The organism is Janthinobacterium sp. CG_23.3 (assembly GCF_046115965.1).
Lineage (GTDB): Bacteria > Pseudomonadota > Gammaproteobacteria > Burkholderiales > Burkholderiaceae_D > Janthinobacterium.
Genome location: NZ_JBJXIB010000026.1, coordinates 15,846 through 32,447 on the forward strand (window position 1 = coordinate 15,846; position 16,602 = coordinate 32,447).

The 16,602-nt window shown below is 68.7% G+C and carries 12 protein-coding genes and 2 pseudogenes; 7 read left to right on the forward strand and 7 right to left on the reverse strand.

What is annotated here, in order from left to right:
• Positions 1-5 precede the first annotated feature (5 nt).
• The 3 genes and pseudogenes from ACFDR9_RS08955 to ACFDR9_RS08965 form a co-directional block, all read right to left on the reverse strand.
• Positions 6-527 (reverse strand): GNAT family N-acetyltransferase, encoded by a 522-nt coding sequence (locus ACFDR9_RS08955; protein WP_409030786.1) that lies wholly within the window; start codon positions 525-527, stop codon positions 6-8.
• A gap of 80 nt (positions 528-607) precedes the next feature.
• On the reverse strand, positions 608-1,060 hold the full coding sequence (locus tag ACFDR9_RS08960; RefSeq protein WP_409030787.1) for a diguanylate cyclase: 453 nt from the start codon (positions 1,058-1,060) through the stop codon (positions 608-610).
• A gap of 214 nt (positions 1,061-1,274) precedes the next feature.
• A pseudogene (locus tag ACFDR9_RS08965) lies at positions 1,275-5,768 on the reverse strand (AAA family ATPase); the annotation flags it as partial.
• A 286-nt stretch (positions 5,769-6,054) separates the two neighbouring features.
• On the opposite strand from ACFDR9_RS08965, the gene ACFDR9_RS08970 reads away from it, so the two are divergent.
• Positions 6,055-6,984: an alpha/beta fold hydrolase gene (locus tag ACFDR9_RS08970; RefSeq protein WP_409030788.1), complete on the forward strand. Its 930-nt coding sequence runs from the start codon at positions 6,055-6,057 to the stop codon at positions 6,982-6,984.
• On the opposite strand, the gene ACFDR9_RS08975 is transcribed toward ACFDR9_RS08970, so the two are convergent.
• On the reverse strand, positions 6,896-7,183 hold the full coding sequence (locus tag ACFDR9_RS08975; RefSeq protein ID WP_409030789.1) for a LysR family transcriptional regulator: 288 nt from the start codon (positions 7,181-7,183) through the stop codon (positions 6,896-6,898). The two genes, ACFDR9_RS08970 and ACFDR9_RS08975, sit on opposite strands and share 89 nt — an antisense overlap.
• Positions 7,184-7,431: 248 nt before the next feature.
• Between ACFDR9_RS08975 and ACFDR9_RS08980 the strand changes: the two are divergent.
• A pseudogene (locus ACFDR9_RS08980) lies at positions 7,432-7,893 on the forward strand (MFS transporter); the annotation flags it as partial.
• A gap of 31 nt (positions 7,894-7,924) precedes the next feature.
• Here ACFDR9_RS08980 and ACFDR9_RS08985 read toward each other — a convergent pair.
• A complete protein-coding gene (locus tag ACFDR9_RS08985) occupies positions 7,925-8,950 on the reverse strand; it encodes a LacI family DNA-binding transcriptional regulator (RefSeq protein WP_017874535.1) in 1,026 nt (341 codons plus the stop codon).
• Positions 8,951-9,191: 241 nt separating this feature from the next.
• Between ACFDR9_RS08985 and ACFDR9_RS08990 the strand changes: the two genes are divergently transcribed.
• The 5 genes from ACFDR9_RS08990 to ACFDR9_RS09010 all read left to right on the forward strand — a co-directional run bounded on the left by ACFDR9_RS08990 (position 9,192) and on the right by ACFDR9_RS09010 (position 15,563).
• Positions 9,192-10,349 (forward strand): ABC transporter ATP-binding protein, encoded by a 1,158-nt coding sequence (locus tag ACFDR9_RS08990; RefSeq protein WP_409030790.1) that lies wholly within the window; start codon positions 9,192-9,194, stop codon positions 10,347-10,349.
• Positions 10,340-12,304, forward strand: coding sequence for a beta-galactosidase (locus tag ACFDR9_RS08995; RefSeq protein ID WP_409030791.1), 1,965 nt, complete (start codon positions 10,340-10,342; stop codon positions 12,302-12,304). The genes ACFDR9_RS08990 and ACFDR9_RS08995 overlap by 10 nt, the downstream gene beginning before the upstream one ends.
• Before the next feature lie 76 nt (positions 12,305-12,380).
• Entirely contained in the window at positions 12,381-13,613 is a 1,233-nt protein-coding gene (locus ACFDR9_RS09000; RefSeq protein ID WP_409030792.1) for an ABC transporter substrate-binding protein, read from the forward strand.
• Between the two features lie 168 nt (positions 13,614-13,781).
• On the forward strand, positions 13,782-14,699 hold the full coding sequence (locus ACFDR9_RS09005; protein ID WP_017874539.1) for a carbohydrate ABC transporter permease: 918 nt from the start codon (positions 13,782-13,784) through the stop codon (positions 14,697-14,699).
• Positions 14,700-14,711: 12 nt separating this feature from the next.
• Positions 14,712-15,563, forward strand: a complete 852-nt coding sequence (locus ACFDR9_RS09010; RefSeq protein WP_409030793.1) for a carbohydrate ABC transporter permease — start codon at positions 14,712-14,714, stop codon at positions 15,561-15,563.
• Between the two features lie 117 nt (positions 15,564-15,680).
• Here the strand turns inward: ACFDR9_RS09010 and ACFDR9_RS09015 are convergent, their stop codons facing one another.
• Together ACFDR9_RS09015 and ACFDR9_RS09020 are read right to left on the reverse strand one after the other, a co-directional pair.
• On the reverse strand, positions 15,681-16,115 hold the full coding sequence (locus ACFDR9_RS09015) for a DUF6691 family protein (RefSeq protein WP_409030794.1): 435 nt from the start codon (positions 16,113-16,115) through the stop codon (positions 15,681-15,683).
• A gap of 9 nt (positions 16,116-16,124) precedes the next feature.
• A complete protein-coding gene (locus tag ACFDR9_RS09020; RefSeq protein WP_409030795.1) occupies positions 16,125-16,559 on the reverse strand; it encodes a YeeE/YedE family protein in 435 nt (144 codons plus the stop codon).
• Between the last annotated feature and the right edge of the window lie 43 nt (positions 16,560-16,602).

The window sequence follows — 16,602 nt, forward strand, 5'->3', positions numbered from 1 at the left end:
GCGGCTTAGCCGTCGACCGCTTGCAGCGGAGTGTCCAGGATCAGCTGGTAAAACGCCAGGTCGAGCCAGCGGCCAAACTTGAAGCCGGCCTGGCGAATCGTGCCGGCGTGCTCGAAGCCCAGCTTGGCGTGCAGCGCGATGCTGGCCTCGTTGGCGGCGTCGATGCCGCCGACCAGCGTGTGGACGTCGCGCGCGCGCGCCACTTTGATGAGTTCTTCCAGCAGCTTGCGGCCCAGGCCGGCGCCGCGGTGGTCGTTGTGGACGTAGATCGAATGCTCGACGCTGTACTTGAAGGCCGGGAACGCGCGGAAGGTGCCGTAGCTGGCGAACGCCATCAGCGTGCCGTCGTCGTTCTCGTAGCCGAGCACCGGAAAGTGCTGGCTATTCTTGGCGGCGAACCACGGCCCCATCGTCGCCAGCGCGCGCGGGTGGTAGTCGTACAGCGCGGTCGAGTGGACGATGGCGTCGTTGAGGATGGCGAGGATGGCCTCGGCGTGGCGTTCTTCGGTGCACATGACGAGATGCATAGCTGGCCCTTGGGTGACATTCGAATATCCAATATAGTAGACGAATTATCTCCTTTGGTAAACAATCTCATCTCCGGTGATCAGGCCGCCGCCAGCACCACCGCGTTGCGGCCGGCGCGCTTGGCGCCATACAGGGCGTCGTCGGCCGCCTGCAGCAAGGCTTCGGCGCCGCTCCCGTCGCCGGCCAGGCGCACCGCCACGCCGACGCTGACGGTGACCTTGCCGGCGCTCGCTTGCGCATGCGGCATGGCCAGCAGTTCAACCCCCCGGCGTAGCGCCTCGGCCAAGTTGGCCGCCACCTCGGCGCCGGTGTTGGGCAGCACGATGGCGAACTCTTCGCCGCCATAGCGCGCCGCCAGGTCGCCGGCCCGCCGCGCCCCCGCCAGCAGCAAGGCGGCGACGCTTTTCAGGCAGGCGTCGCCGCGCTGGTGGCCATAGCAGTCGTTGTATTTCTTGAAATGGTCGACGTCGATCATGAGCAGCGCCAGCGGCTGGCCGGTGCGGCCGGCGCGGGCCCATTCGGCGGCCAGCATCTCGTCGAAACGGCGGCGGTTGGCCAGCCCGGTCAGGCCGTCGGTGGCCGACAGGGTGGCCAGGCGGCGGTTGGCGTCCTCCAGCTGCGCGGTGCGCTCGGTAACGCGCAGCTCCAGGCTGTCGTGCAGGCGCGCGTGGGCGATGGCGAATCAATCCGCCAAGAATCTCGGCAGTTTTCCTGTCGTGCAGGCGCGCGTGGGCGATGGAAATCATCGCCTGGGCGCCGAGGATGCGCAAAAATTCGACGCGCTCGGCGGTGAACGAGGCCTCCGCCAGGTTGTTTTCCAGGTACAGCATGCCGACCACCTGCGCCGCCTGCTTGATCGGCAGGCACATCACCGAGCGCGGCCGCTGCGCCAGCACGTACGGGTCGGCGCCGAAGCGGGGCGAGGCGCCGATGCGGTCTTCGATGATCTCGGCGCCGCTGCGCGCCACGTAGCGCAGCAGCGACAGCGGGAATTGGGCGTCGCCGGCGCCGTCCAACTCCAGCGGGCGCTGCTGCAGCACGGCCGCGCTGTCGGTGCCGATATCGCCTTCCAGTCGCCAGACCTGCTCGTTTAGCAGCAACAGACGCGCCAGCTGGGCGCCGGAGTTCTCGCGGGCGATCGTCAGCAGTCGTTGCAGCACGTTGCGCAGGCCGATTTCGTTCGACAGCGCGTGCGTCGCCTTCAGGACCGAGGCTAGGTCGAGGGCGCTATTGGCCGCGCCGCTGCCGTTGACGGTGATCGCGCCCGGGTCGCCCAGGCGCATTGCGCCGGCCGGATGGCCGGCGGCGCCGCGCAGCAGCGCCCCGTGGCGGGCGCCCAGTTGCGCGACCTTGCCGTCGGCGCCCCACTGGCGGTACTGTGCCAGCGCGTCGTGCAGGAAGACGCCGGCGACGCGTGGCTGGCCCTGCTCAAGCCAGAATTCGCCGCACAGTTCGTTGGCCAGCGCCTCGACGCTGCCGTGGCCGCCGTCGCGCGCGGCCTCGATGGCCAGTCGGTAGTAGCGCGCCGCCGCGCCGGCGTGCTGGCGCTGGCGGGCGTACTCGGCCCGCGCCAGCAGGTGTTTGGCGGCGTAGTTGTCCGGCCCTTGCGCCGCCCACCCCGCCAGTTGCGCCAGCATGGCTTGGGCGCGCGCCAGCACGGCGCCGGCGTCGCCGCGCCGTGGCGCGCGGCGCAGCGCGCGCAGCCAGATCAGCGCGGTGTAGAAGGTGGTTTCGGGAACCTTGGACTGGTCGCGCAGGATCTGCGCGACGACGTCGAGGTGGCCGGCCAGCGCCTCGGCGTCGGCGCAGTCGAAGAGATAGGCGTTGCGGATTTTGCCCTGGTAGAAATAGGCCTGGTACAGGCGCGAGCCGCCGTGCTCGGCCAGGAACGCCGCCTCGCTGAAGCCGTCGTCGTCGTAGCTGTCGCCGCGCCGGGTCAGGCCCATCAAACATTTGGCCGGCTGCAGCGCGCCGGCGATCAGGCAGTCGGCCAGGTCGCGCTGGCCGTTGGCGCGCATCAGCGCCAGGTCGCGCTCGCCCGCCCGCAGCAGCTCGGGCAGGTACAAGCCCCAGATCAGGCGGTCGGTGGCGCGCACCGCCGCCACCACGCCGAGGTTGACCGGGTCGCCGCCGGCCAGCGCGCCGTGGAAGGCGTCGTCGTACAGCGCGTCGCAGCTGCGCAGCGGCCGCGTCCAGTGTTGGATCAGGGCGCCGAACATCAGGCCGGTGAGGGTGCGCGCCTGCTGGTTGTCGCGCCGCTTGGCCAGCGCCAGCGCCATGGCGCCGAAGCGGTAGGCGCGCTCGCCGTCGTGCGCGCGGGCGCCCAGGATGGCGGTGTAACTGATGTAGGCGACGGCGGTGAAATCGCTGTTGCCCTGCTGTAGCGACAGGCGCGTCATCGACAGCGCCATGACGCGGCTCAGGTGCTGCTGGCCGGCGTAGTAGCTGGCCATCCACAGCCCCTGCATCATCTCCATCGCGGCGCGCGCGGCCGGATCGGCCATTTCGGGCGCCGCCGTCAATTCGTCCATGCCGCGCCCGGCGCTCAGGCGCTCGGCGTCGGCCAGGATCGCCGCGGCGCCGGCCTGCAGCGCGGCGTCGTCGGCGCCGACCTCGATACCCAGCAGGGCCAGGCCGCCGCGCTGGATGGCGATGGCGTCCGCCAGCCGGCCCTGCAACTGGTACTGGCGCGCCTGCACGGCGATGCAGCGGGTGTGCTGCAGCGGCGTCGCGCAGCGCGCCGGCAGCAGCGGATAGATCGCCTCGGCGGCGTCGAATTCACCGCACAGGTAGGCCGCCTCGGCTGCGCCCAGTTGCAGGTCGAGGTACAGCTCGCGGTGGCTGTCCCAGGCGCGCTGCGGCAGCAGTTCGAGGCCGACGCGCATGTGCCGCAGCGTCGCCTGGAAGGCGGCCGCGGCGCGCGCCTTGAGGCCGGCGCGGCAATTCAGGGCGGCCAGTTGCAGGCGCTCGTCGGGGGCGTCGATCAGCTCGCGGCCGGCGTTGAGCTGCTCGGCGATGGCGAACACCTGCTCGTCGAGCGCCGCCGCCGGCGCGTGGCGCAGCAGTTGGCGGCCGATGTGCAGGTGGTTGCGCCGGTGCGCGTCGGGGTCGGCCACCGCGTACGCGGCCTGCTGCACGCGGTCGTGCAGGAAGCGGTAGCCGATGTCGGCGCCGTCGGCGTCGGCGTCCAGGTATTTGTAGCGCTGGTCGAGCGGGTGGATCAGGCCGGCTTGCAGCGCCGGCCACAAGTGCCGCTGGGTTTGCTGGGGCGAGCGCTGCGCGACGGTTGCCAGCGTCGCCAGTCCGACGCGGTTGCCGAGCGCCGCCGCCAGTTGCAGCAGGTGCCGGGTCGGCCGCGGCAGCAGGGCTATTTTCGCCAGCATCAGGTCGACCACGTTGTCGGTGTAGTTGGCGCGCTCCAGCGCCGCCATGTCCCAGCGCCAGCCGTCCAGCTCGAAGTGGTAGCGCAGGTGGCCGGCGTCGTGGATCGCCTGCAGGAACTGGTTCAGGAAGAAGGGGTTGCCGCCGGTCTTGCGGTAGCACAGCGCCGTCAGCGCGGCGCACGCGGCGGCCGGCGCGCCCAGGGTGTCGGCGATCAACTGCGCCACCTGGGTCTCGCTCAGCGGCCCCAGCGTCAACGTGGTGAGGCGCACGCCGGCCTGTTGCAGCCGCGCGCCCAACGCCGCCAGCGGGTGCGCGGCGTCGACCTCGTTGTCGCGGTAGGCGCCCAGCAGCAGCAGGTGGCGCTGCTGCGGGTCGCAGATGAACAGTTCGAGCATCGTCAGGGTCGCCGCGTCGGCCCATTGCAGGTCGTCGACGAACAGCACGAGCGGATGCGCGGCCGAGGCAAACACCCGGACGAATTGGCGTAGCAGGCGGTGCAGGCGGTGCCGCGCCTCGACGGGCGCCAGCGCCGTCGCCGCTTCGGTGGCGCCGACCACCAGCGCCAGTTCGGGGATCAGCTCGACCATTACCCCGAGGCCAGCGCCGAGCGCCTCGCGCAGCGTCGCCGCCCACTGGCGCAGCTGCGCCTCCGGCTCGCCCAGCAATTGCCGCACCAGCCCGCGGAAGGCCTCGACCAGCGGCGCGTAGGGCAGGTCGCGGCGGTACTGGTCGAACTTTCCCGAGATGAAAAAGGCGCGCCGCGCGGCGATCGGCTTGTGCACCTCGTGGACCACGGCCGACTTGCCGATGCCGGAGTAGCCGGCCAGCAGCAGCATCTCGCTGGGGCCGGCGCTGGCCCGCTCGAAGGCGTCCAGCAACGTGGCGACGTCGGCTACGCGGCCGTACAGTTTTTGCGGAATCAGCAGGCGACCGCTGTGGTCGGAGCGGCCGGCGCCGTGTTCGCCCTCGCCGTCGCCGTCGCCCTCGCCGGCCAGGCCGGGGGGGCGCGCCAGCGCCTGGCAGCGTTGCAAGTCCCTTTTCAGGCCGTGCAGGCTCTGGTAGCGCTGCTCGGCGTTTTTTTCCAGCAGGCGCTGCAAGACCGCCAGCAGCGGTCCCGGCAAGTTCTCCAGCGGCGGCAGCGACCAGTCCGGCGCGCGCGCCAGATGGCAGTGCACCAGCTCCATGGCGTCGGCGGCGGCGAACGGCGGTTGGCCGGTCAGCAGTTCGTACAGGGTGGCGCCGATGGCGTAGTAGTCGGCGCGGTAATCGACGACGCGGTTCATGCGCCCGGTTTGTTCCGGCGCCATGTAGTGCAGCGTGCCCTCCAGCGTGCGCGGATGGGCGGCCGTCGCGGTTTCCTGTTCCAGCTCGCAGGAAATGCCGAAGTCGATCAATTGCAGGCGCCGCCGTTCGGCGTTCCAGACCAGGTTGGCGGGGTTGATGTCCTTGTGGATGACGCTGTTGGCGTGGACCACCTCGAGCGCCGCGCACAGTTGCAGGGCGATTTCGAAGAAGTCGGCTAGCGGCAGCGCCGCCGGCGTCATCGCGTCGGCGTTGGCGGCCAGCCCGCGCAGCAGCTTGTTGAGCGAGTCGCCGCCGATGTCTTCCTGGATGATGGTCCAGCGCCCGGCCTGCCGGCGTAGCGCCAGCGGGCGCACCACGCCGGCGTCGCCGCAGCGCTGGGCGATCGCGTATTCGCGCTTAAACTGGGCGACTTCCTGGAACGACGGGAAATTTTGGTTCAGGATTTTGACGATCAGCGCGCTGCGGTCGTGCGTGGAGCGGGCCCGGTAGACCAGCGAGCGCGCGCTGCTGTGCAAGCTTTCGATAATCTCGTAATCGTAAGAAGCGTCCACGTTTTCCTCAAAATAGACGCTTCAGCTAGCAAACGCGGCCTTGAATAACGACATTGTTTATTGGTGTTGAGCTACATCAGGCGTCGAGTATAAACGATGATGGCCGATGTAACTTGGTTGACAAGGCTGGCGACGCGGCGACGCGGTTTAGTTCCGGCATGTGGACCTGATCGCGCACGCCGTTTTTCTGTTGTAAAATAAATCATTTTTTTGGCAGGCGGCAGCGCGGCGCCGTCCCTCGCCGACATCCTCCCCACTATCGTTGCCAACAACTTCAGGAGAAGCTATGCGTGTGTTGAAATGGTTGCTGGCGGCCGGCTTGGTCGCGGTCGCGGCGGCAACCGGCCTGGTGTACGCCGCGCCCGAGTGGGTGACGCGCCTGGCGATCGACGCCGACCGCCAGCGCGCCGGCCTGGTACGCAAGGAAATCGTCTTGCCGGACGGCCTGCGCTTCGCCTACCTCGAGGGCGGGCAGGGCGAGCCGCTGATGCTGCTGCACGGCTTCGGCGCCGACAAGGACAACTTTACGCGGGTGGCGCGGCTGCTGACGCCGCACTACCGCGTCATCGTGCCGGACCTGACCGGCTTCGGCGAATCGGCGCGCCTGGCCGGCGCCGACTACCGGCCGCGGGCGCAGGCGGCGCGGCTGCGCGCCTTCGCCGGCGCGCTCGGCGTCGGCAAGCTGCATTTGGGCGGCAGTTCGATGGGCGGGCAGATCGCGCTGACCTACGCGGCCGCGTATCCGGCCGAGGTGGCCAGCCTGTGGCTGCTCGCCCCGTCCGGGGTGTGGAGCGCGCCGAAAAGCGAGCTCGCCGATATCTACCAGAGCACCGGACGCAATCCGCTGATCGCCCGCAGCAAGGAGGAGTTCGCGCGGACCTTCGAGTTCGTCATGAACGATCCGCCGTTCGTGCCGCGGCCCATCCTCGACGTGATCGCCAAGGGCGTCGTCGCCAATGCGCCGCTGGCCGAGTACATCTTCAAGCAGTTGGTGGGCGAATCGGTGGAGGCGCGCGCCAGCGGCCTGGCGACGCCGGCGCTGATCGTCTGGGGCCAGCAGGACCGCGCCATCCACGTCGGCAGCGCCGCCGTGCTGCAGCGCCTGATGCCGCGCTCGCAGGTCGTCGTCATGCCCGGCGTCGGCCACCTGCCGATGGTCGAACGGCCGCGGCAAAGCGCCGACGACTACCTGCGCTTCCGCGCCGGCACCAATTAACGCGCATGTCGTCCTTCGCGCTACGAATAAACAGCGGATCGCCGGCCACTTGCCGCAGGCGCGCCAGCAGCGTCGACACGGTCGGCTGCGACATCCCCAGCGCATCGGCGGCACGCCCCACGTGGCGCTCGCGAAAGAGGGCGACAAAGACGTTCAGCAGACGGAAATTGAGTTGATCAAGTGCGATATTCCGCTCCACTGTTTCCTCCCCAGAAAATGCTTGATAGCAGGCCGGAGATTGTACAGCTTGGACCTCGCCGTTATCTGGATTTCCAGATAACGAAAATCGAGAATGTTGAATTGCCGGCCCGCTTTTGGCAGGCTACATTACAGGCATTTCAAGAAGGCAAAAAGTCCATGCGCATCGTTCCCCACCATAGTTCCGTGCCGCCACCGTGTCCCGCCAGCGCTGCCGCGGCGCGCCTGAGTTCCCCCATCGTGCTGCTCATGGCGGTTGCCACCGGCCTGACCGTGGCCAGTAATTATTACGCCCAGCCGCTGTTGCACACCATCGGCGCGCAATTCGGCCTGTCCACCGCGGCGGCCGGCAGTATCACCACCGTGGCCCAACTGAGCTACGCCCTCGGGCTGATCTTGCTGGTCCCCTTGGGAGATATGCTGGAGCGGCGCAGCCTGATCGTCGCCATGACCATCCTGTCCGCCTGCGGCTTGTTGATGACGGCGTTGGCGCCGAGCTTCGCCTTCATCCTGCTTGGCACGGCCATCGCCGGCGGCCTGTCCGTGGTGGCGCAAGTCTTGATACCCCTGGCCTCCACGCTGGCCGCTCCGGCCGAGCGCGGAAAAATTGTCGGCACGATCATGAGCGGGCTGCTGCTTGGCATTTTGCTGGCCCGCGCCGCGGCCGGCGCGCTGGCCGACCTGGGCAACTGGCGCACGGTGTACTGGATCCCCGACGGCGCGCCCACCGTCACTTAATCCATCACACCGCGGCGTCCGGGGCCGGCCTGGCCGTCGAGGCGCGCTGCACCAGCAACGGCGGCGAGCACACCCGCACCGGCGCCGGCCCGGCCTGCTGCGCGATCAGCTCCAGCAGCAGGGCGATGGCCTGCGTCGCCGCCTCGGCGGTCGGCACCGCCACCGTGCTCAGGGCCGGGCGCGACTGGCGCGCCAGCTGGATGTCGGTGATGCCGATCACCGACAACTGGTCCGGCACTTTCAGGCCGAGGTCGGCGGCGGCGTGCATCGCGCCCAGCGCCGGCAAGTCGTTGGTGGCGAAGATCGCGCTCAGGTCCGGCGCCGCCGTCAGCAGCGCGGTGGCGCCCTGGTGGCCGCCCTCGACCGTGTCGTCGGCGTGCACGCTGGCGACGGCGGCGCCGGCGTGGCCCAGCACGGCCAGCTCGTCGATGAAGCCGCGCTCGCGCTCGGCGTGGATGCAGGCGGCGCCGCCGGCGACGATGATGCCGATGCGCCTGTGCCCCAGTTCGATCAGGTGGCGCGCCGCCAGCGCGCCGGCCAGGTGGAAGTCGACGGCGATGCAGGGCAGGCCGGGCGGCTCGTGCGGCTTTTCCCACATGCACAGCACCACCGGCGCGCCGCGCCGCTGGGTCATGCGCAGATCCTCGAATTGCAGGTTGGCGTTCATCACCAGCACGCCATCCGACAGCGTGCCGGCGATCTGCTCGAGGTAGGCGCGGCCGATTTCCGGGTCGTCGTTGGTGTTGCAGACGATCAGAAAGCGGCCGTGCTGGCGCGCCGCCTGTTCCGCCGCCAGCGCGAATTCGGGGTAGAAGGGGTTGGCGATGCTCGACACCATCAGCGCCAGCGTCGGCGCGCGGCCCTCGGCCAGCGCGCGCGCGGTCAGGTGCGGGCGGTAGCCCAATGCATCGACGGCGGCCAGCACGCGCGCGCGCGTTTCGGCGCCGACCTTGCCGCGCTGGCGCAGCACGTTCGAGACGGTGGCGGAGGTCACGCCGGCGCGCTGGGCAACTTCGGAGAGGGTGGTCATGGGCTGCCTGTAGAGAGGGTCAGACGCATTCAACAGCGCTTTGGCCGTCGCTGTCAATGGCTGGCGCGCAGAATGGCGTAAAAACGAAAAAAAGCGAAAACGATTGCGTTGCGAAATGAGCTTTGGTATATTTATTCAAAATAAAAAGCCACAGGCGGCGGTGTTGACATGGACGACACTTTTTTTTGCCCTAGTTGGTTAAGCGCTTAACCTCATTGATTTTCTGTTGGAGACAAGAACAATGGCAAGCATTTCCCTGAAGGGCGTGCACAAGGTGTACGGCAACAACGTGGCGGTGATACGCGGCGTCGACTTGGAGATCGGCGCGCACGAGTTTTGCGTCTTCCTCGGCCCGTCCGGCTGCGGCAAGTCGACCCTGCTGCGCATGATCGCCGGCCTGGAAGACGTCAGCGGCGGCGAGCTGCGCATAGCCGGCGAGCTGATGAACGAGGTGCCGCCGGCCGAGCGCGGCGTGGCGATGGTGTTCCAGAGCTACGCGCTGTTTCCCCACATGACGGTGTACCAGAACATCGGCTTCGGCTTGAAGCTGGCGAAGACGCCGCGGCCCGAGCTGGACCAGCGGGTAAGGGCGGCGGCCAAGGTGCTGCAGCTCGAAGCCCTTCTGGAACGCAAGCCGAAGGAGCTGTCGGGCGGCCAGCGCCAGCGCGTGGCGATCGGCCGCGCCATCGTCCGCCAGCCCGGCGTGTTCCTGTTCGACGAGCCGCTGTCGAACCTGGACGCGACGCTGCGCGGCCAGACCCGCGTCGAAATCGCCCGCCTGCACAAGCAGTTCGCCGACGCCAGCGTGGTGTACGTGACGCACGACCAGGTCGAGGCGATGACCCTGGCCGACAAGATCGTGCTGCTGCGCGCCGGCCCGGACGTCGAGCGGCTCGGCAGCATCGCCCAGGTCGGCACGCCGTTGGAGTTGTACCACCGGCCGCGCAACCGCTTCGTGGCCGGCTTCATCGGCTCGCCGCAAATGAACTTCCTGCCGGCCAGCGTGCTCGGCGCCGGCGCTGGCGGCTCCTCGGTGCGGGTGCGGCTCGAGCGCGGCGGCGAGGAGGTCGAGGTCGCCGTCGACGGCGCCGCGCTGCGCCCGGGCCAGGCGGTGGTGCTGGGCGTGCGTCCCGAGCACCTGAGCGTCGCCGCCGACGCGCCCCGGGGCATGCGCCGCAGGGTGGCGCTGGTCGAGCGCCTCGGCGAACAAACCTATGTGCACCTGGAGCAGGCCGGCGGCGAGCCGCTGCTGGCCAAGGCGCCCGGCAACCTGGCCGTCGAGGTCGGCGACGAGCTGGCGCTGGGCCTGGATCCGGCCGCCTGCCACCTTTTCCTCGAAGACGGCGACGCCGTGTCCGCCACCACCCCAGCCCAACAGGAGCAAGCGCAATGCGTTTAGGAGTCTGCTATTACCCGGAACACTGGCCCGTATCGATGTGGCGGGAAGACGCCGCGCGCATGAAGGCGCTCGGCATCGCCCAAGTGCGCATCGGCGAATTCGCCTGGAGCCGCATCGAACCGGCGCCCGGCCAGTTCAATTGGGAGTGGCTCGACAGCGCCATCGAGGTGCTGGGCGCCGCCGGGCTGGAGGTGGTCATGTGCACGCCGACGGCGACGCCGCCGAAGTGGTTGATCGACCAGCATCCGGACATTCTGCCGGTTGGCGCCGACGGCCGCCCGCGCGCCTTCGGCTCGCGCCGCCACTACGATTTTTCGTCCGAGTCCTACTTCGAGGCGTCGCGCCGCATCGTCACCATCCTGGCGCAGCGCTACGGCGCACACCCGGCCGTCACCGCCTGGCAGACCGACAACGAGTACGGCTGCCACCACACCGTGGTCAGTTATTCGGCCGACGCGTTAAAGCGCTTCCGTCTGTGGCTGCGCGACCGCTACGGCAGCGTCGCGGCGCTCAACGCCGCCTGGGGCACGGTGTTCTGGAGCATGGAGTACACCAGCTTCGAGCAGATCGACGCGCCGGTCGGCACCGTCACCGAGGCCCATCCGGCGCACCGGCTCGACTACCGCCGCTTCGCCTCCGACGAGCTGGCGCGCTACAACCGCATGCAGGTGGAAATCCTGCGCCCGCTGGCGCCGGGCCGCGCGATGGTGCACAACTTCATGCAGAACTTCTTCGAGTTCGACCATTACCAGGTGGCGGCCGACCTCGACGCCGCCACCTGGGACAGTTATCCGCTGGGCGCGCTGGAGGAATTCTGGTTCGACCCAGCCACCAAGGCGCGCTGGCTGCGCACCGGCCACCCCGACTTCGCCTCCTTCAACCACGACCTGTACCGCGGCATGTCGAAGCAGCCGTTCTGGGTCATGGAGCAGCAGCCCGGCCCGGTCAACTGGGCCGGCTGGAACCCGGCGCCGCTGCCCGGCATGGTGCGGCTGTGGAGCTGGGAAGCGTTCGCCCACGGCGCCGGCTGCGTCTCCTACTTCCGCTGGCGCCAGTGCCGCTTCGCCCAGGAGCAGATGCACGCCGGCCTGCACACGCCGGACGACCGCCTCGACGTCGGCGGCGCCGAGGCGGCGCTGGTGGCGCGCGAGCTGGCCGCCATCGAGCATCCCGGCGCCCAGGTCCAGGCCCGCGTCGCGCTGCTGTTCGACTACCAGGCCAAGTGGTTGTTCGAGGTGCATCCGCAGGGCGCCGACTTCCAGTACGCGCGCTTCGTCTTCGACTACTATTCGGCGCTGCGCGCGCTGGGCCTGGACGTCGACGTGGTGCCGGTCGACGCGCCGCTGGACGGCTACCGCATGGTGGTGGTGCCGCCGCTGCCGGTGCTGCCGGCGTCGCTGCCGGCGCGCCTGCGCGACAGCGGCGCCCAGGTGGTGTTCGGTCCGCGCACCGGCTCCAAGACCGTCGACCTGCAAATTCCCGCAAACCTGCCGCCGGGGCCGCTGGCGGCGGTGCTGCCGATGCGCGTCTGGCGCGTCGAGTCGCTGCGCCCGAACGTCGCCATGGCGGTGGCGGTGGCGGGCGGGGCCGTCGCCGGCAGCGCCGGCATGTGGCGCGACCTGGTCGAGCCGGGCGGCGGCACCGAGGTCGCCGCCACCTTCGAGGACGGCCATCCGGCCATCGTGCGCCACGCCGGCCTGCACTATCTGGCGGGCGCGTTCGACGCCGCCTTCACGCAGTCGTACTTCGGCGCGGTGGCGCGGGCCGCCGGGCTCGACACGCTGGACTTGCCGGAGACCCTGCGCATCAGCCGACGCGGCGATCTGAGCTATGTGTTTAACTACGGCGACACGGCGGCGCCGGCGCCGCTGGGACAGGGCGCCGAGTACGTCATCGGCGGCGCCAGCGTGCCGCCGCAGGGCGTCTCGGTGTACCGGATCCCGGCGCGCAATTAACAGGATACACAGCAAACCGGGCGCAGTTCCGGAACCATGTATGCGGTAACCATCCATCATCCAAGGAGACAGGCAAATGAAACAAGTATTCAAGGCAGGGATCATCTCGGCGGCGCTGTTGTGCGGCGTCGCGCAGGCCGGCACGCTGGCCGTCAACATCGCCTTCAAGGGCGCCAGCCAGCGCGCCGTGTGGCAGTCGACCCTCGACGACTTCAAAAAGGCCAACCCGGACGTCGAGGTGAAGGCCGCCTTCATCGACGAGGAAGCCTACAAGATCCAACTGCCGGCCTGGCTCTCCAGCGAGGCGCCCGACGTCGTCACCTGGCACAACGGCGAGCGCATGGCCTACTACGCCAGCCGCGGCCTGTTCGAGGACCTCAGCGCCGACTGGAACAAGAACAACTGGAACGAGATGTACGCGTCGAGCAAGGACGCCTCCTCGTACAAGGGCAAGCAGTACGCGCTGCCGTCGGTGTACTACTCGTGGGGCATGTTCTACCGCAAGGACCTGTTCCAGAAGGTCGGCGTCGGCGCCGAACCGAAGACCTGGGCGGAGTTCATGGAGGCGTGCAAGAAACTCAAGGCGGCCGGCATCAGCCCGTTCAGCGTGGGCGGGCGCGATGCCTGGACCCTGGCCGGTTGGTTCGACTACCTCGACCTGCGCATCAACGGCAACGCCTTCCACCAGAAGTTGATGGAGGGCGAGATCGCCTACACCGACCCGCGCGTGAAGAAGGTCTACAGCACCTGGAGGGGCCTGCTCGACAACAAATACTTCATCGACAACGCGCTGTCCTACGACCTCGACGCGGCGCAGCCGTTCATGTTCCAGGGCAAGGCCGCGATGATGCTGATGGGCACCTTCATCGCCAAGGGCTTCCCGGCCAAGCAAGCCGCCAACATGGGTTACTTCCAGTTCCCGGTGATCGACGCCGCCGTGCCGACCGCCGAGGAGGGCCCGATCGAATCGTTGCACATCCCTAGCCGCGCCAAGAACAAGGCGGACGCGCGCCGCTTCCTGGCCTTCGCCGGTACCCCTGCGATCAGCGCCAAGCTGGCCGAGGGCCTCGGTTCGCTGCCGGCCAACGCCCGGTCGCCGGCGCCTGCCGAGCCGATATCGCGTATCGGCTTCGAGATCCTGTCCGGCACCAAGGGCGGCATCGCCCAATTCTACGACCGCGACATGACCAAGGAAATGGCCGACGAGGGCATGAAGGGAATGCAGAAGTTCATCAACGACCCGAACGCGATCGACGAGATCCTGGGCCAACTGGAGCAGACCCGCAAGCGCATCTACAAGAAATCCTGATGCCGGCGCGCCACCAGGCCAAGCCAGCGGGCCGGCGGCGCTAAAAATCAATCCAAGGCGCCGAGCCGGGGTCAGACCTTCGGGTCTGGCCCCGGGGCCACGCCCTTGGTTTCGATTCAACGTTCGCAGGGCGCCCGCCACACCGACAGCACCCCAGCAAGGTCCACGATGACATCAATCAGCTCAACCCAACAATCGGCGCCGGCCGCCGCGCGCCGCCCGCGGCGGCGCACCTCGATGGCGTTCAAGCGCCACCGCGCCGCCTTCTTCTTCCTCGCGCCGGCCTGCCTGATGGTCGGCCTGTACGTGGTGTATCCCATCCTCAGCACGCTATACCTGAGCTTCTTCAACTGGGACGGCCTGGCCGAGAAGACCTTCGTCGGCCTCGACAACTACGTCGAGCTGTTCCACGCCGCCACCTTCGGTGCCGCGCTCAAGAACAACGTGCTGTGGCTGGCGCTGTTCCTGCTGGCGCCGCCGGCCGGCCTGGCCGTGGCGCTCTACCTGAACCAGCAGGTCAAGGGCATCCGCCTGGTCAAGTCGCTGTTCTTCGCGCCCTTCGTGCTCTCCGGCGTGGTCGTCGGCCTGATCTTCAGCTGGTTCTACGACCCCACCTTCGGCCTGCTGGCGCTGCTGCTCGGCGAGGGCATCCCGGTGCTGGGCGACCCGCGCTACGTCAGCTACGGCATCATCTTCGCCGCGCTGTGGCCGCAGACCGCCTACTGCATGATCCTGTTCCTGACCGGCCTGACCTCGATCAACGCCGAGCAGGTCGAGGCGGCGCGCATGGAGGGCGCCAAGGGTTGGAGCATGCTGTATTACGTGATCCTGCCGCAGCTGCGCCCGAGCACCTTCATGGCCGTCGTCGTCACCATCATCGGCGCGCTGCGCAGCTTCGACCTGATCGCCGTGATGAGTGGCGGCGGGCCGTTTGAAAGCTCCACCGTGCTGGCCTACTACGCCTACGACCAGGCCATCAAATACTACCGCCAGGGCTATTCGGCCGCCGTCGCCGTGGTGCTGTTCGGGCTGATGCTGGTGTATATCGTCTACCACCTGCGCCGCATGCTGCGCACCGAAAAATAAGCGAGGACCACCATGTATCCCATGCCGATCGACAAATGGAAACCGCTCAGCCGCAGGCTCTACAAGCTGTCGCTGCCGCTGGCGCTGCTGGTCTGGCTGCTGCCGATGCTCGCCGTGATGGTGACGTCGGTGCGCTCCGCCGAGGAACTTGCACAGGGCAATTACTGGGGCTGGCCCGAGGATTTCTCGATGTGGGCCAACTACCGGGAGGCGCTGACCGCCTCGCCGATGCTGCACTATTTCTGGAACAGTGTACTGATCACGGTGCCCTCGGTGATCGGCGCGATCACGCTGGCGGCGATGGCCGGTTTCGCGCTGTCGACCTACCGCTTCCGCGGCAACACGCTGCTGTTCGCCACCTTCGTCGCCTGCAACTTCGTGCCGGTGCAGATACTGATGATCCCGGTGCGCAACCTGTCGCTGGACTTCGGCGTTTTCAACACCGTGCAGGGCCTGGTACTGTTCCACGTCGCCTTCCAGACCGGCTTTTGCACCCTGTTCCTGCGCAACTTCATCAAGCAACTGCCGTTCGAACTGATCGAAGCGGCGCGCATCGAGGGCGCCAGCGAGTGGACGCTTTTCTACAGCATCATCCTGCCGCTGATACGCCCGGCCCTGGCCGCGCTCGGCATTCTGGTGTTTACCTTCGTCTGGAACGACTACTTCTGGGCGCTGTGCCTGACCCAGGGCGACAGCGCGGCGCCGATCACGGTCGGCGTGGCCGGCTTGAAGGGGCAGTGGACCACCGCCTGGAACCTGGTGTCGGCCGGCTCGATCCTGGCGGCGCTGCCGTCGGTGACCATGTTCTTCCTGATGCAGAGGCACTTCGTCGCCGGCCTCACCTTTGGCGCCACCAAGGGCTGAAGCACGAGAGTTAGCGCGCCTTTCGTAGGTTGGCTTAGCCCGTAGGGCGCAACCCGACAACCTCGGCCCGGAGCAGCGCGGCTCGCCTCGGCCAACATTGCCCGATTACGCGTACCGCTAATCCGACCTACGGCGTTGGCGCTTGATCAGTTCGAACAGCTCGAACAGCGCCATCCCGGCCAGCATCGCGGCGACGAACAGCAGCGCCTTCGGCTGGCCCATGCCGAGGCCGACCAGGGCCGGGCCGGGGCAAAAACCGGCGACGCCCCAGCCGGCGCCGAACAGCGTCGCGCCCAGCACCAGGCGCAGGTCGACGGCGCCGGCGCCGGGCAGGCGCATGGTGGCGCCGAGCAGGGACGTGGCGCGCCGCCGCGCCAGCGCAAAAGCGATCAGGGCGACGCCGACGGCGCCCCCCATCACCAGCATCAGCGACGGGTCCCAGGCGCCGGCCAGGTCGAGGAAGCCCAGCACCTTGGCCGGGTTGGCCATGCCGGAGACGATCAGGCCGAGGCCGAACACCAGGCCGGCCAGCAATGCGCTAACGATCAACATGGCGTCCCCTCAAAATGCCGGCAGGTGGCGCAGCGCGAACACCGTGGCGTAACCGGCGCACATGAAGGTGGCGGTGGCCACGGCCGAGCGCCACGACAGCCGCGCCAAGCCGCAGACGCCGTGGCCGCTGGTGCAACCGGCGCCGTAGCGGGTGCCGAGGCCGACCAGCAGGCCGGCGGCGAGCAGCGCGCCGGCGCCGGCGTCGATGCGCACCGCCGGCAGCGTGGCGAACAGCGCGTACAACGCCGGCGCCGCCAGCAGGCCGAGCAGGAACGCGGCGCGCCAACCGGCGTCGCCGCGCACCGGCTTGAGCAGGCCGCCGAGGATGCCGCTGATACCGGCGACGCGGCCGTTGAACAGCACCAGCATGGCGGCGGCCACGCCGATCAGTGCGCCGCCGAGCAGGGCGGACCAGGGCGTGAAGGCATTCCAATCAATCGACATCGGGCTTCTCCATATGCGCCGGCGGACGCCGGCGGCAATCATT